At 63.1% G+C, this 13061-nt stretch carries 15 protein-coding genes; 12 read left to right on the forward strand and 3 right to left on the reverse strand.

Annotated features, from left to right (window positions below; all coding sequences use genetic code 11):
- The first annotated feature begins 28 nt into the window (after positions 1 to 28).
- The 3 genes from AC5LXK_RS19920 (at position 29) to AC5LXK_RS19930 (ending at position 1686) form a co-directional block, all read left to right on the forward strand.
- Positions 29 to 469: a hypothetical protein gene (locus tag AC5LXK_RS19920; RefSeq protein WP_493393178.1), complete on the forward strand. Its 441-nt coding sequence runs from the start codon at positions 29 to 31 to the stop codon at positions 467 to 469.
- A gap of 228 nt (positions 470 to 697) precedes the next feature.
- The gene (locus AC5LXK_RS19925) at positions 698 to 883 is read left to right on the forward strand and encodes a hypothetical protein (RefSeq protein WP_493393179.1); all 186 of its coding nucleotides are present in this window, start codon (positions 698 to 700) and stop codon (positions 881 to 883) included.
- A 581-nt stretch (positions 884 to 1464) separates the two neighbouring features.
- On the forward strand, positions 1465 to 1686 hold the full coding sequence (locus AC5LXK_RS19930) for a hypothetical protein (protein WP_493393180.1): 222 nt from the start codon (positions 1465 to 1467) through the stop codon (positions 1684 to 1686).
- Between the two features lie 85 nt (positions 1687 to 1771).
- Here the strand turns inward: AC5LXK_RS19930 and AC5LXK_RS19935 are convergent, their stop codons facing one another.
- Positions 1772 to 2422, reverse strand: coding sequence for a hypothetical protein (locus tag AC5LXK_RS19935; RefSeq protein WP_493393181.1), 651 nt, complete (start codon positions 2420 to 2422; stop codon positions 1772 to 1774).
- Between the two features lie 784 nt (positions 2423 to 3206).
- On the opposite strand from AC5LXK_RS19935, the gene AC5LXK_RS19940 reads away from it, so the two are divergent.
- From AC5LXK_RS19940 to AC5LXK_RS19960, 5 genes are all read left to right on the forward strand, one after another.
- Complete coding sequence (locus tag AC5LXK_RS19940) at positions 3207 to 4325, forward strand: branched-chain amino acid ABC transporter substrate-binding protein (RefSeq protein WP_493393182.1); 1119 nt, start codon at positions 3207 to 3209, stop codon at positions 4323 to 4325.
- Positions 4326 to 4508: 183 nt separating this feature from the next.
- Complete coding sequence (gene livH / locus AC5LXK_RS19945; RefSeq protein ID WP_041493199.1) at positions 4509 to 5435, forward strand: high-affinity branched-chain amino acid ABC transporter permease LivH; 927 nt, start codon at positions 4509 to 4511, stop codon at positions 5433 to 5435.
- 11 nt (positions 5436 to 5446) lie between these two features.
- Entirely contained in the window at positions 5447 to 6718 is a 1272-nt protein-coding gene (locus AC5LXK_RS19950) for a high-affinity branched-chain amino acid ABC transporter permease LivM (protein WP_493393183.1), read from the forward strand.
- Positions 6715 to 7488 (forward strand): high-affinity branched-chain amino acid ABC transporter ATP-binding protein LivG, encoded by a 774-nt coding sequence (gene livG, locus AC5LXK_RS19955; RefSeq protein WP_174936649.1) that lies wholly within the window; start codon positions 6715 to 6717, stop codon positions 7486 to 7488. The genes AC5LXK_RS19950 and livG overlap by 4 nt, the downstream gene beginning before the upstream one ends.
- Positions 7488 to 8189, forward strand: coding sequence for an ABC transporter ATP-binding protein (locus AC5LXK_RS19960; protein ID WP_493393184.1), 702 nt, complete (start codon positions 7488 to 7490; stop codon positions 8187 to 8189). The genes livG and AC5LXK_RS19960 overlap by 1 nt, the downstream gene beginning before the upstream one ends.
- Positions 8190 to 8279: 90 nt before the next feature.
- On the opposite strand, the gene AC5LXK_RS19965 is transcribed toward AC5LXK_RS19960, so the two are convergent.
- Positions 8280 to 9131: a LysR substrate-binding domain-containing protein gene (locus AC5LXK_RS19965; protein ID WP_493393185.1), complete on the reverse strand. Its 852-nt coding sequence runs from the start codon at positions 9129 to 9131 to the stop codon at positions 8280 to 8282.
- A gap of 133 nt (positions 9132 to 9264) precedes the next feature.
- Between AC5LXK_RS19965 and AC5LXK_RS19970 the strand changes: the two genes are divergently transcribed.
- The 4 genes from AC5LXK_RS19970 (at position 9265) to AC5LXK_RS19985 (ending at position 12616) form a co-directional block, all read left to right on the forward strand.
- Complete coding sequence (locus AC5LXK_RS19970) at positions 9265 to 10245, forward strand: hypothetical protein (protein WP_493393186.1); 981 nt, start codon at positions 9265 to 9267, stop codon at positions 10243 to 10245.
- 29 nt (positions 10246 to 10274) lie between these two features.
- Positions 10275 to 11264: a 2OG-Fe(II) oxygenase gene (locus AC5LXK_RS19975; protein ID WP_493393187.1), complete on the forward strand. Its 990-nt coding sequence runs from the start codon at positions 10275 to 10277 to the stop codon at positions 11262 to 11264.
- Positions 11265 to 11277: 13 nt separating this feature from the next.
- Positions 11278 to 12201 (forward strand): DMT family transporter, encoded by a 924-nt coding sequence (locus tag AC5LXK_RS19980; protein ID WP_493393188.1) that lies wholly within the window; start codon positions 11278 to 11280, stop codon positions 12199 to 12201.
- A 64-nt stretch (positions 12202 to 12265) separates the two neighbouring features.
- Positions 12266 to 12616: a VOC family protein gene (locus tag AC5LXK_RS19985; RefSeq protein WP_493393189.1), complete on the forward strand. Its 351-nt coding sequence runs from the start codon at positions 12266 to 12268 to the stop codon at positions 12614 to 12616.
- A 27-nt stretch (positions 12617 to 12643) separates the two neighbouring features.
- Here AC5LXK_RS19985 and AC5LXK_RS19990 read toward each other — a convergent pair whose 3' ends face one another.
- Entirely contained in the window at positions 12644 to 13051 is a 408-nt protein-coding gene (locus tag AC5LXK_RS19990; protein WP_493393190.1) for a DUF2000 family protein, read from the reverse strand.
- Between the last annotated feature and the right edge of the window lie 10 nt (positions 13052 to 13061).

The raw sequence follows: 13061 nt of genomic DNA on the forward strand, positions 1-13061 counted from the left end.
GTTTTTTTGGGGGGTAAATGTGAATTCTATGGAGAGAGATATTGAGGAGATACTTCGTCGTTATCGCGATCGAGAGATTGACTTGCGGCAACTGCGCGAGTGGTTAGACAACGAAGGCGCGCGCGTAGAGGTACAAATTCCACGAGGTCAATTGCTGAAGCTTAAACGAGGAGGCGAAGCGCAGTGCAATGAGGCGATTGCACAGTTGCTTCCGGCTTGCGAGTACTGTCGCGGCACAGGTTCGCCCAAACAGTTCGTATCCCGTCAGGAATATCAACAATATTCGCAACGTCGTGACGCCGCCGTTACCAGCGGAACACTAGCGGAAATTGCGCCACCTCATTTCGACTCCGATGCACCAGGATCGGCAGGTTCTGCAGTGTATTATCGCTGCACTCGGTGCTATTCGATTTGGGTATTCGTGGAGCCGGAGAGGGTGGAAAATGGATCGTGGAATAGAGTGATTTAAAATTTTGGGGTGAGTGATGGAGCTCGCATGCGATGGCTCGTTCCAGTGTGTGAAAGCACGCTACTGCGACCATGAATCTGCTGCTCATACTTGGAAAACTGTCGGGAAAAACTGCAAACACACTCGCTAATTGAAGCTGAACGAGACCGGGCGGCAATGATGCTGTTGTCGTATCGTCGGTGCGTAGTCAGGATGACGTCAATCTAATTTCCTTGGGAGGATTGTGACTTGATTCATCTCGAACAATACTACACTGGCGATGATGCCTGGGAAAATTTCTCCGATCTCTTCGCAAAATACAAGGACTTGCAGGAGGTTCAGGATCTTGCTAAGGCTCTCAATGAGCAACTCGATCTTGCTTATACGATCTATTGGGTTGCTGGCCTAAAATCTGCTCGAAAGTGGATAAATTAGAATGTTCCGGCACTCGACAATATTCGTCCCGTCGATTGTGTCGGCAATCCGGAGTTGATTAAGCGTCTGCGCGAATGTCTAATGCGCATGCCATCTTGACGATGATGGCAACCGCTACGCCCGTCTCGCGATGGAGGCCGGTGAGGCGCAGGTTCATCGCTATGCAGTCGGCGACCATGCGCGACACATGACCACCGTCAAACCGTTTCAAATCGTCACGTTCCGATCAATTGCGTTCCAAGGCAGATCCCGCTGGCGTCGAGCCGCTTGCCCTTGGCATCAACACGCGCAATGACCCTGGAACGGACCAAATCGCGTACCTATACCCAATGGCTAACATACAGCCAAATAAGCGTCGACGATGGTCTAATTACGCAAAGCCCAACTGATGATCGCGTGCCTGCAGTGCGCGCGAATGGACGTGCCACATGTGCTGATCTTCTATCGAAGCATCGCTTTCATCGATTCACCAACAAAGGAGGAATCCGAACAATAAAGCTGCAGCTGTAAACGAGCGCGGGCCGCAAGTGCTACCAACACTCACGACCCGCTAACCACAGCCAACTAAATAGGAGTTGTCCATGGCTAAGCCGAATCATAAAGCACGACCACCGAAGACGGAACGTTTCGTCACGATCCAGGAAATGTGGGGTACCCCGAAGACCACGGACCAGAGACCGGACAGGTTTTATCCGTACATGAAGATTGGTGGAATGTGGCTGATCAACGATGCGTGTTTTGTTCCGGGCCGCAAGGCGCGGATCGAGATTGAGCCGTGGAGGCTGATCATCACGCAGCTTTAAGCGCAATGCCGCGGGATGCGGCCGCGCTGCGCGACGTCGCGCAGCGCGCCGGGCAGCCGCAATAGCAGCCGCCCAACCCCACACATCACCACCCGATTTTGCAAGACGACCGCGACGTCCCCGCTCCGCCGGTAGCCGTGCACTTCGTCCCCGAGCCGTTGTCATAGAACGTCCGCGTCTCCGGCTGCGGCACCGAAGGATCGAACGGATTCGGCGCGCCATGCGGCCCACGCGGCGAATCGTACGGCCGTTGTGGCGCATACGACCCACCACTCCCGGCCGGCCGCGAACCATTGGCACGCAGGTATTCATTCCAGTTCTGCTCGCGCTGCTCATACCTGGGCACGGCGCGACCCAAACTATCTTTCCCGCCCGCACCGAGCGCGACGCGGTTCGGGGGCAATGCAAAATCGGGTTTGTGTTTAAAGGAAGGCGGCGATGCGACAAGCGCATCGCTTGTCGCACGCAGTGGCCGCCCATCCTGCGTATCGAACGGACTGCGCCCCGCAGGCGCAGCGTACTGCACGCGTCGGCGGCTCACACGCGCCGCATGCCCGTCATCGCGAGCGGCAGCACGCCGCTCCGAGCGAAATACGTTGGCACCGGCCGACCGATCGGTCAGCGTATCGCGTCCCGAAGCACTGGCAGTGGAAACAGAAAGCGCGCACGCGATCGCGGCGGCAGAAGAGAAGCGGACGGGGTGATTCATAGGCGATCCGAAGCAGGTGATGTGCATTGAACAAAACGGCAGATCACTGGCTGGCGGCTGGGCGACGGAGGGGCGTCGAAGCGGCCCTGAAGCGACTGCGAGGCGCGGCGGGCGCGACTTGCAGGGAGGCTGGCTGGATTGCAGAAGCGAATCCGTATTATTTCATGGAAATATCAACGAGCTTTCAAAATGTTTAGGCCTGTTGGTAAACAGAAGGATTTACCGCTTCGCCCGAACGCCCTGCATGGGTGCGCGGCCACTCAATCATCAGTCGATTGATTTTCAACGATCGGACCCTTGGCAGCCCGAAAGCGCGTCGCGAAAAGCCGCCAATCGCTGAACCTCAAGAACAGCAAGGCACCTCGCCCGATCACCCCGTCAAATAGCAACCGGATTGCACTCGAAGCAAACGTTCTCGACCTCCTGAGGTTGCTCCCTGGTCGCCACCCAGGCATCACATAAACCTACGTGTTTTCCCTCGGTCGACCGGCATTTTTGACAGACGATTTAAAAACGCTCATATAATTTCGACTGCCTTGCCAACGGCTGTCGGACCATCCCTCCGATCAAGCGGTTTGGCAAGCGGGGCAGGCGAAACGCTTGCGCAATGCAAGACGCATCACGATGTCTTTCCGAACCAGACGTCCCCTTCGGGGACTGCAAGAGCCGGGCCCCGCTACGCAACATTCCGCTGGAGTTCCGTCTTCTATGTGTCTCGGGCGTGTCCCATGTCCTCGCCCCGGGTGCTGTTCGATTGCGCAAGTCATGCCGCCTTTGCCCGTATGACTAAACAACATCGAGGAGCTCCCAGATGACGCTGTCCCGTCTTACGTCCATTTCCGTCGCCGCCGTGCTGTTCGCCGCCGCCGCCGCCGCCGCGCAAGCGGAAACCGTGAAGATCGCCATCGCTGGTCCGATGAGCGGTTCGGTCGCCCAGTATGGCGACATGGTGAAGGCCGGTGCGCTGACCGCGATCGAGCAGATCAACGCAGCCGGCGGTGCGGGCGGCAACAAGTTTGAAGTCGTGATGATGGACGACGCGTGCGAACCGAAGCAGGCCGTCGCCGTCGCCAACAAGATCGTCAGCCAGAAGATCAAGTACGTGATCGGTCACGTGTGCTCGGGTTCGACGATCCCGGCCTCGGATATCTACGAGAACGAAGGCATCGTGATGGTCACGCCGTCGGCCACCGCGCCGCAGCTGACCGAAGGCAAGAAGCGCCACTTCATCTTCCGCACGATCGGCCGTGACGACCAGCAAGGCCCGGCTGCTGCGCAGTACATCATCAACCACGTGAAGCCGAAGAAGGTCGCGGTCCTGCACGACAAGCAGTCGTACGGCCAGGGCATCGCGACGTCGGTGAAGAAGGACCTCGAAGCCGCGAAGATCCCGGTCGTCCTGTTCGAAGGCATCAACGCCGGCGATTCGGACTACTCGGCGATCATCACGAAGCTGAAGTCGCAAGGCGTCGATTTCGTCTACTTCGGCGGCTACCACCCGGAAATGGGCCTGCTGATGCGCCAGGCGCGCGAGCAGGGCGTGAAGGCAACGTTCATGGGGCCTGAAGGCGTGGGCAACAAGGACGTGACGGCCATCGCCGGCCCGGCTTCGGAAGGCATGCTCGTCACGCTGCCGGCCGACTTCTCGGCCGATCCGGCCAACGCGGCGCTCGTGAAGGCGTTCGCGGACAAGAAGCGCGACCCGAACGGCCCGTTCCAGATGCCGGCGTACGCAGCGGTGAAGATCATCGCCGACTCGATCGCAGGAGCGAAGTCGACCGACCCGACGAAGGTCGCCGCGTACATGCACAAGACGACGTTCGACACGCCGATCGGCAAGGTGTCGTATGACGCTCAGGGCGACCTGAAGGCGTTCAAGTTCGTTGTCTACACGTGGCACAAGGACGCGACGAAGACCGCCGCCAAGTAATACGGAGTACCCGCCCGCGCACCCGCCCTGTCCGAAACCCGGACGGGGCGGGTGCGTATTGGCCGCGCATCGGCCCAGTGCGCAGCCAAGGGGCGGCCCGAGACGACACCGTGCGTTGCGCGCGGCCGAACGCCGTGATCCGGCGACGGCATGCGACACAACGCCAACGGGAGCTTCCCGCACATGACTGACTTCTTTCCGCAATTCGCCCAGCAGCTGGTCAACGGCCTGACGCTGGGTGCGATCTATGCGTTGATCGCCATCGGCTATTCGATGGTCTACGGCATCATCGGCATGATCAACTTCGCCCACGGCGAGATCTACATGATCGGCGCCTACGTGGGCCTCGTGACCCTCACTGCAATCGGCATCTCCGCCGGCTATCCGCTGCCGCTCGTGCTCGGCGCCGCACTGATCGTGTCGGTGATCGTCACCGGCCTGTACGGCTTCGCGGTCGAGCGCGTTGCGTACCGTCCGCTGCGCGGCGGCCCGCGCCTCGTGCCGCTGATCTCCGCGATCGGCATGTCGATCTTCCTGCAGAACTACGTGCAGATCGGCCAGGGCGCACGCGACGTGTCCGTGCCCGTGCTGATCTCCGGCGCGTTCGACATCCATCTCGGTGGCGACTTCGACGTGACCATCCCGTATTCGCGCCTGATGATCGTCTGCGTGACGCTCGTGCTGATGATCGCGCTCACGCTGTTCATCTCGCATTCGCGGATGGGTCGTGCGTGTCGCGCGTGCGCCGAGGACATGAAGATGGCGAACCTGCTCGGCATCGACACGAACCGCGTGATCTCGTTCACGTTCGTGCTCGGCGCGATGCTGGCGGCCGTCGGCGGCGTGCTGATCGGGCTGACGATCGGCAAGCTGAATCCGTATATCGGCTTCGTCGCGGGCATCAAGGCGTTCACCGCCGCGGTGCTCGGCGGGATCGGCAGCATCCCGGGCGCGATGCTCGGCGGCGTGCTGCTCGGCCTCGCCGAAACCTTCGCCGCAGGCTACATGCCGGCCGAGTACAAGGACGTGGTCGCGTTCGGCCTGCTCGTGCTGATCCTGCTCTTCCGCCCGACCGGCCTGCTCGGCAAGTCGGACATCGAAAAGGTTTGAGGGAGACGCAGATGAGTCAAGTCATTTCCGTTCGCCGCCCGGCCGCCGACGCGTCGATCGGCCAGGCGCTGAAGAATGCCGTGGCCGCCGCGTTCCTGACGGCGATCCTCACGATTCCGGTGCTCGGCCTGCAACTGAGGCTCGACGGTTATCAGGTCGTGCTGACGCCGCACTGGCGCCCGGTGTGGATCGCGGTCGCGGCCGTGTTCCTGTTCCAGTTGTTCAAGCCGTGGCTCGTGCGCGCGAAGGCGGCGGTGAAGCTGCCGGCGGTGCCCGCGATGGGCGCGCAGCAGCAGCGCGTGATCATCTGGGTGATGCTCGCGATCGGGTTCGTGTGGCCGTTCTTCGGCTCGCGCGGTGCGGTGGACGTCGCGACGCTCGCGCTGATCTACGTGATCCTCGGCCTCGGGCTGAACATCGTGGTCGGCTTCGCGGGCCTGCTCGATCTCGGCTATGTCGGGTTCTACGCGGTCGGCGGCTATACGTACGCGATGCTCAACCAGTATTTCGGGCTGTCGTTCTGGGAGTGCCTGCCGCTCGCGGCGATCGCGGCGGCGACGTTCGGCTTCCTGCTGGGCTTCCCGGTGCTGCGCCTGCGCGGCGACTATCTCGCGATCGTCACGCTCGGCTTCGGCGAAATCATCCGCCTGCTCGCGAACAACCTGACCGACCTGACGGGTGGCCCGGACGGCATCTCGAGCATTCCGAAGCCGACGGTGTTCGGCTTCGAGATGGCGCGCACGGCGAGCGTCGAAGGCGCGAAGACCTTCCATGAACTGATCGGGCTGGAATACAGCGGCGAGCACATGGTGATCTTCCTGTACCTGATCGCGCTGGTGCTGGTCTGCTTCACGCTGTTCGTGACGAGCCGCCTGATCCGCATGCCGATGGGCCGCGCGTGGGAAGCACTGCGCGACGACGAAATCGCATGCCGTTCGCTCGGCCTGAACCCGACGCGCATCAAGCTGTCGGCGTTCACGCTCGGCGCGGCGTTCGCCGGTATCGGCGGCGCGTTCTTCGCGGCGCGTCAGGGCCTCGTGAATCCTGAATCGTTCACCTTCATCGAATCGGCGCTGATCCTCGCGATCGTCGTGCTCGGCGGGATGGGCTCGCAGCTCGGCGTGATTCTCGCGGCAATCCTGCTGACCGTGCTGCCGGAAGTCGCGCGCGGCTTCGCCGAGTACCGGATGCTGATCTTCGGTCTCGTGATGGTGTTGATGATGATGTGGCGTCCGCAGGGCCTGCTGCCCGCGAGCCGTCCCCACGTGGAGCTGCCGCAATGAGCGCGAATGCAGAACTGTTGAAGGTCGCCGGGCTGCAGATGCGCTTCGGCGGGTTGCTCGCGGTGGACGGCATCGATTTCGACGTGCGCCGCGACGAGGTGTTCGCGATCATCGGGCCGAACGGCGCGGGCAAGACCACGGTGTTCAACTGCGTCGGCGGCTTCTACAAGCCGACCGGCGGCGACGTCGTGCTCGACGGCCATGCGATCGCAGGGCTGCCGAGCCACAAGATCGCGTTGAAGGGGCTCGTGCGGACGTTCCAGAACATCCGCCTGTTCAAGTCGCTGACCGTCGTCGAGAACCTGCTCGTCGCGCAGCACCGCAAGGTGAAGGCGGGGCTGCTGCATGGCCTGTTCGCGACGCCCGCGTATCGTCACGCGGAGAAGGAAGCGCTCGAACGCGCGGCCGTGTGGCTCGACCGGATGGGGCTGACGGCGGTTGCCAACCGCCAGGCCGGCACGCTGTCGTACGGGCACCAGCGGCGTCTGGAGATCGCGCGCTGCATGATCACCGAGCCGCGCCTCCTGATGCTCGACGAGCCGGCGGCCGGCCTCAACCCGCAGGAAAAGATCGAGCTGCAGCACCTGATCGACAAGCTGCGCCGCGAATTCGGCGTATCGGTGCTGCTGATCGAACACGACATGAGCCTCGTGATGGGCGTGTCCGACCGCATCCTCGTGATGGAGCACGGCCGGCCGATCGTGATCGGCACGCCGGAAGCGGTCCGCAACGACCCGCGCGTGATCAAGGCGTATCTGGGGGAAGAGTGATGCTGAAGCTGGAACAGGTCCATACGCACTATGGCGCGGTCGAAGCGCTCGCGGGCGTGTCGATCGAGGTGAACAAGGGCGAGATCGTCACGCTGATCGGCAGCAACGGCGCCGGCAAGACGACGCTGATGATGACCGTGTGCGGCACGCCGCGCGCATCGTCGGGCCGCGTGCTGTTCGAGGGCAAGGACATCACCGGGATGTCGACGCACCAGATCATGCGGCAGGGGATGGCGATTTCGCCGGAAGGGCGGCGCGTGTTCCCGAGCCTGACGGTGCTCGAAAACCTGAAGATGGGCGGCTTCTTCGCGAGCCGCCACGAGATCGACGACGGCATCGAGCACGTGTTCAAGCTGTTTCCGCGCCTGAAGGAACGCGCGGCGCAGCGGGCCGGCACGATGTCGGGCGGCGAGCAGCAGATGCTGGCGATCGGCCGTGCGCTGATGAGCAAGCCGCGCCTGCTGCTGCTCGACGAACCGACGCTCGGCCTCGCGCCGCTCGTGATCGCGCAGATCTTCGACATCATCCGGGCGATTCGCGACGAAGGCGTCACGGTGTTCCTCGTCGAGCAGAACGCGAACAAGGCGCTCGGCGTGGCCGACCGCGGCTACGTGCTCGAAACGGGGCGCGTGGTGCTGGCGGACACGGGCGCGAACCTGCTCGCGAACGATCGCATCAAGCAGGCGTACCTCGGCGGTTGATGCCGAAAGCCGCCGGCCTGCAACGGGCCGGCGGCGTTTTGCTGGCTGGTCCGCTTTCTCGCACGAGGCCGTCTCCCGGCCTCGTCTTCCCTAGCCGATCCTGAACGTGCTTTTCAGAACGTCGCGCAGATGCAGCGCGGCGCGATTGCTGTCGTCCGTCAGGATCGTGATCAGGTGCGGCGGCAGGTCGGGCAGCACGATCCCGGCGACGTGGCTCGTCAGGTTGCCCGACACGCGATCGTGCTCGATCAGGCCGACCGCGAGGCCGTTCGCGATGCAGGCTTCGACCGCCGGCGAGCTGGCGCTTTCGAGCAGCATCCGGTGTGCGATCTTCGCCTTCTTCAGCGCGTTCAGCGCGGTGTCGCGGTACGGGCAGCCCTGCAGTTGCACCGCGATCGGCAGCGGCGCATCCGGGTTGAACTTGAACGTGCGCGCGGCGACCCACACCGGATGGGTCTTGCTGAGCAGTTCGGCGTGCGGCGGCGCTTTCGGCACGACGGCGATCGTGATGTCGAGCTGGCCGCGCGCGAACAGCAACTGCAGTTCCTCGCTGGAGCGCGCTTCGACGGTCAGTTCCAGCAGCGGCCGGTCGGCGGCGAAGCGCGGCAGGAATTCCGCCATGAAGTGCGCCGCGTAGGAATCGGGGATGCCGAGCCGCAGCTTGCCGGTCAGCATCTGCGGCGACAGCGATTCGACGAGCCGGTCGTGGCTCAGCAGGAACTCGGTGGTGTCGCTCAGCAGCTTGTGGCCGTACTGCGTGAGTTCGACGGCCTGGTTGTTTCGCGTGAACAGGCGCTGCGCGACCATCTCCTCCAGCTTCTGGATTTGAGCGGTGACCGACGATGGACTGCGGTTCACATGGGCAGCCGCATCCTTGAAGCGGCCGAGCTTCGCGACGGCGTGGAAGGTTCGCAGCAGGTCGACGTCCAGGGTGCGCGGCATGATTTTGTTTTTCCGAATCAGTAATTCAGGTAATGTCGATTGACGGAATTATTGAGCATCCCATATTCTCGGGTCAACAGGCAGACAACGGCAGGCAGCCGGTCGGGCGTAGCACGCATCCGGGGAACGATTCATGTCGATCAATGATTTTGTCGTAGATGCATTGGTGCGGGACAGGAAGCTGAAGGCGGAGTCGGTATGGACGGTCGAGAATCACGAGAAGTATTCGACGCTGAAGCGCACTGACGATGACGCGCGGCGGAGGGAAGCGGGGCGCGAGGTCTTTGCGCTGATGCGAAACCTGAACGAGCTGGGCGTACGAAGCCCGGCGCTGTGCGCGGATCGCGACGGCAACGGCTCGTTGCGCGAAGCGATCGGCGCGCTGAGCGAGCGGCTCGCGACGTTGTCGCGCGGCCGCGATGTCCACTACATCGAGCTCGGCCCCGAACCGGTGAAGACCACCGAGCTGATGAAGGCCGTCAGCGGCGGCGGGCCGGACCATCTGCGTTACACGGCCGTCGACATCAACGAGTCGTCGGAAGACGCGATGCGGCACGCGATCATGCCGTTCCTGAAAACGCCCGGCTGTTTCAACTACATCGCCGACGATTACCGGAACGTGCAGTGGAACCATATCGACCTGGGGCAGGACGTGACGTTCATCACGATGCTCGGGTTCCAGGAAGGCAACGAATTGCCGGTGACGATCGGCCGGCTCATCCGCAATCTCGGCGGGAAATCGACCTACGTGGTGTCGGAGATGCAGTTGCTCGTGGAGGGGCGCGAAGAGCCCATCTACAACTTCTACAAGAACGAGAACATGGTGCGGTTCTCCGAAATCGTCAGCCGGCAGCAGGGCTTCGAGCCGCTCGGCGAACATCATGTATCGATCGTCCGGCTCAATCTGCTCGGCGACCAGTTCCATGTGGCGGTCACGCTGCAACCGGTGTCGAAAGCGGGGGCCGACGGGCACCTGATCACCAACGTCTGCCTGAAATACACGCCGGAGCAATTCCGCCACGTCCGCCTGAGCCACGGCAATTGCCGCGTGATCGACGAGCTGCGCAGCGGGGATGGCAGCGTCGTGTACCAGATTGCGCAGTTCAAGGGTTGAATGCCGAAACGTCGACAGCGAGGCGCGCGATGAACAAGGGAAATGCATTGCCGGTGTTTGCGCGAGGGTTCGATCGGGTCAGGCTTGCGTTGCAGACGTCGCTGGCCGCCGGCGTGAATGTCGAAGGCGAGATGGAAGCGTCGAAGGAGCCGATGCGCTGGACGAGCGCGTGCCTGCGCGATGGCTACGAGGTGCGATATCGCCGCAATCTCGATGATCTCGGCTACCACGATGTCCCGATGCGCGGCACGCGCTCGAATTCGCTGAACGCGGTGTGCCATCTGCGCGGGTTGTTCACCGACGAAGCGGTCGGTGCGTTGCGCGAGATCGGCCGCGCGCTGGAGCGCAGCGCGTCGAGCAGCAACTGGATCATTTCGAAGCGCGTGCGCGCGGTGACGAACCGGTCGCGGTTCATCGACGACATGATGCACGACCGTGCCTTCCTGATGAGGGTGTCGCGTCTCGCCGGTGCGCCGCTGATCCCGTATCCGATGGTCAATGCGCGGTCGCAGTTCAACTACTACTATCCGACGGACCACGGCGACGACGGCAAGGAGCAGTTGGGCATGTGGCACACCGACGGCACCAGCTTCGTGCTGAACATCGTGCTGTCGGATCGTGCCGATTACGAGGGCGGCAACTTTCTGTTCTACGAATCGACCGCCGAGACGTTCGATCGCCATGATCGGGAACGCCGGCATGTGAAGTCGGCGGATCTGTCCCGCGCGGGCGACGCGCTGCTCATCTACGGCAGCAAGCTGTTTCATGGCGTCGAGCCGGTCGTGGCCGGGCGCCGCATGTCGCTGGTGCTGTCGTTTCATTGCCCGTACACGCGCGAGGACGACAACGGGTTCTGGCATCTCGCGTCGGACGACGGCATTCCGCGCACGATCGTCAACTGGCTGGCGCTGCAGCGCGCGCTGAGGGACGACGCCGAACTGCAGTACCACCGCCTGGGGCTCGAACCGATCCGGCCCGAGGATCTGGACGACCAGCGCCTGTCCCCGGCCACTTTCTGAGAGCCGTTGCCCCATGCAGCTATTCCTGCTTCAGCTCGTATTCGTGTTGTCGTGGAGTTCCGGTTTCATCGGCGCGAAGCTCGGCGCGGAGACTGCCGGCGCGTTCAACCTGCTGTTCTGGCGGTTCCTGCTCGTCACGCTGTGCCTCGCGATCGTCCTCAACCGGCAGCTCGGTCGCCTGACGCTCGAAAAAATCCGCTATCACGCGGTGATCGGCTTCCTGTCGCAGTTCCTCTATCTGACCTGCGTATACATCGCGATTCAGCACGGCCTGCCGCCGGGTATCGCCGCGATCGTGGCGGCATTGCAGCCGCTCATCACGGCCGCGATGACGTCGCTCGAAGGCAGCGAGCGCAGCGGGGCGCGGCAGTGGGCAGGGCTCGTCGTCGGCTTCGTGGGCGTGGGCATCGTGATCGGCGGGCAATATGCGCTGCCGGCAGGGTCGGTCGGGATCGTCATGTACCTGCTGCCGCTGGTGTCCGCGCTGGGGTTGTCGATCGCGACGATCTACCAGCGGCGGCGCGTGCTGACGGCCGCGCGCAGCAACGAGGACGGGCTGTTCCTGCCGCTGTTCGTGCAGGGATGCGTGAGCCTCGTGCTGTTTGCGATATGCGGGATCGCCACGGGCAACCTGCATGTGCCGACACAGCCGAACGTGTGGGTGTCCGTCGTATGGCTGACGGTGTTTTCCACCTTCATCGCGTACCTGTCGTTGTGGGCGCTGCTCAAGCGGATGCCTGCCACGCGCGCGGCGACCCTCGTTTATCTCGAACCGCCGGTGACGCTGATGTGGGCCGCGTGGATGTTCGGCGACCGGATCGAGGTGACAACCTACCTCGGCATCGTCGTCGTCGCGGTCGGCGTGTGGCTGGCCGGCAAGCACGTCGAGCGGCCCGCGCGGGCGCGGCGGGCGGAGATGGAGGCGGCCGGCCGCTGAGGTCTGGTTGCGCGGGCCATTCCGGTGTAGCTTCGCGGGACAACCCGACTCGCGAAGGAATCCGATGAAAGTCAAACGAATCGTCGCCAATATCGATACACGATCGGTCGACGACGCAAAGCGTTTTTACCAACAGATCTTCGGTCTCGACCTGCTGATGGATCACGGCTGGATCGCGACCTACGGCAACGCCGAGCAGATGGACGTGCAGATCAGCTTCGCATCGCAGGGCGGATCGGGTACGCCGACGCCCGATCTGTCGATCGAGGTCGACGATGTCGATGAAGCGCTCGAACGTGTCCGGGCGGCCGGCATTCCCGTCGAATACGGCCCGGCCGACGAGCCGTGGGGCGTGCGGCGCTTCTACGTGCGCGATCCGTTCGGCAAGCTCGTGAACGTGCTCGCGCATCGCTGATCTGACGCATCGAACCGGCTCCGGCGTTCAAGTGTGCAACGCCAGCCCCTTCACCGCCTTGTCCACGGCCTTCTTCGGCCCGTGCAACGCCAGGCCGACCAGATCGGGATTTTCCGCATCCTCCGCGCGAAACGCTTCGCGGTTGGCCGCATCGTGCCCGGTCGAGAACATCGCACGGACGTAGGGCACGATCGTCAGTTCGCGCGACAGCGCCTGCCGGTGCGCGGCCTGCAACCCGTTCAGGTCGGCCGCGAACACCATCATCGGCTGGCCGAGCATCCGGCCGTAGCGGCGGCCGGCCGCATCTTCATAAGGCTCGCCGAGCGCCTCGGGCGCACCGGCCGCGACGCCCGTCGCGAGAAACGCGACGACGTTGAGTTTTTGCCACGCGGCGAGATCGTCGCGCACGATCAGCGCTACTTTCGTATCGAACATGCTTGCTCCT

This window comes from Burkholderia pulmonis, from assembly GCF_984667975.1.

Coding starts and splice junctions, on each gene's coding strand:
- AC5LXK_RS19920 (WP_493393178.1), top strand. CDS start 29: ATGGAGAGAGATATTGAGGAGATACTTCGTCGTTATCGCGATCGAGAG.
- AC5LXK_RS19930 (WP_493393180.1), top strand. CDS start 1,465: ATGGCTAAGCCGAATCATAAAGCACGACCACCGAAGACGGAACGTTTC.
- AC5LXK_RS19935 (WP_493393181.1), bottom strand. CDS start 2,422: ATGCACATCACCTGCTTCGGATCGCCTATGAATCACCCCGTCCGCTTC.
- AC5LXK_RS19940 (WP_493393182.1), top strand. CDS start 3,207: ATGACGCTGTCCCGTCTTACGTCCATTTCCGTCGCCGCCGTGCTGTTC.
- livH (WP_041493199.1), top strand. CDS start 4,509: ATGACTGACTTCTTTCCGCAATTCGCCCAGCAGCTGGTCAACGGCCTG.
- AC5LXK_RS19950 (WP_493393183.1), top strand. CDS start 5,447: ATGAGTCAAGTCATTTCCGTTCGCCGCCCGGCCGCCGACGCGTCGATC.
- livG (WP_174936649.1), top strand. CDS start 6,715: ATGAGCGCGAATGCAGAACTGTTGAAGGTCGCCGGGCTGCAGATGCGC.
- AC5LXK_RS19960 (WP_493393184.1), top strand. CDS start 7,488: ATGCTGAAGCTGGAACAGGTCCATACGCACTATGGCGCGGTCGAAGCG.
- AC5LXK_RS19965 (WP_493393185.1), bottom strand. CDS start 9,131: ATGCCGCGCACCCTGGACGTCGACCTGCTGCGAACCTTCCACGCCGTC.
- AC5LXK_RS19970 (WP_493393186.1), top strand. CDS start 9,265: ATGTCGATCAATGATTTTGTCGTAGATGCATTGGTGCGGGACAGGAAG.
- AC5LXK_RS19975 (WP_493393187.1), top strand. CDS start 10,275: ATGAACAAGGGAAATGCATTGCCGGTGTTTGCGCGAGGGTTCGATCGG.
- AC5LXK_RS19980 (WP_493393188.1), top strand. CDS start 11,278: ATGCAGCTATTCCTGCTTCAGCTCGTATTCGTGTTGTCGTGGAGTTCC.
- AC5LXK_RS19985 (WP_493393189.1), top strand. CDS start 12,266: ATGAAAGTCAAACGAATCGTCGCCAATATCGATACACGATCGGTCGAC.
- AC5LXK_RS19990 (WP_493393190.1), bottom strand. CDS start 13,051: ATGTTCGATACGAAAGTAGCGCTGATCGTGCGCGACGATCTCGCCGCG.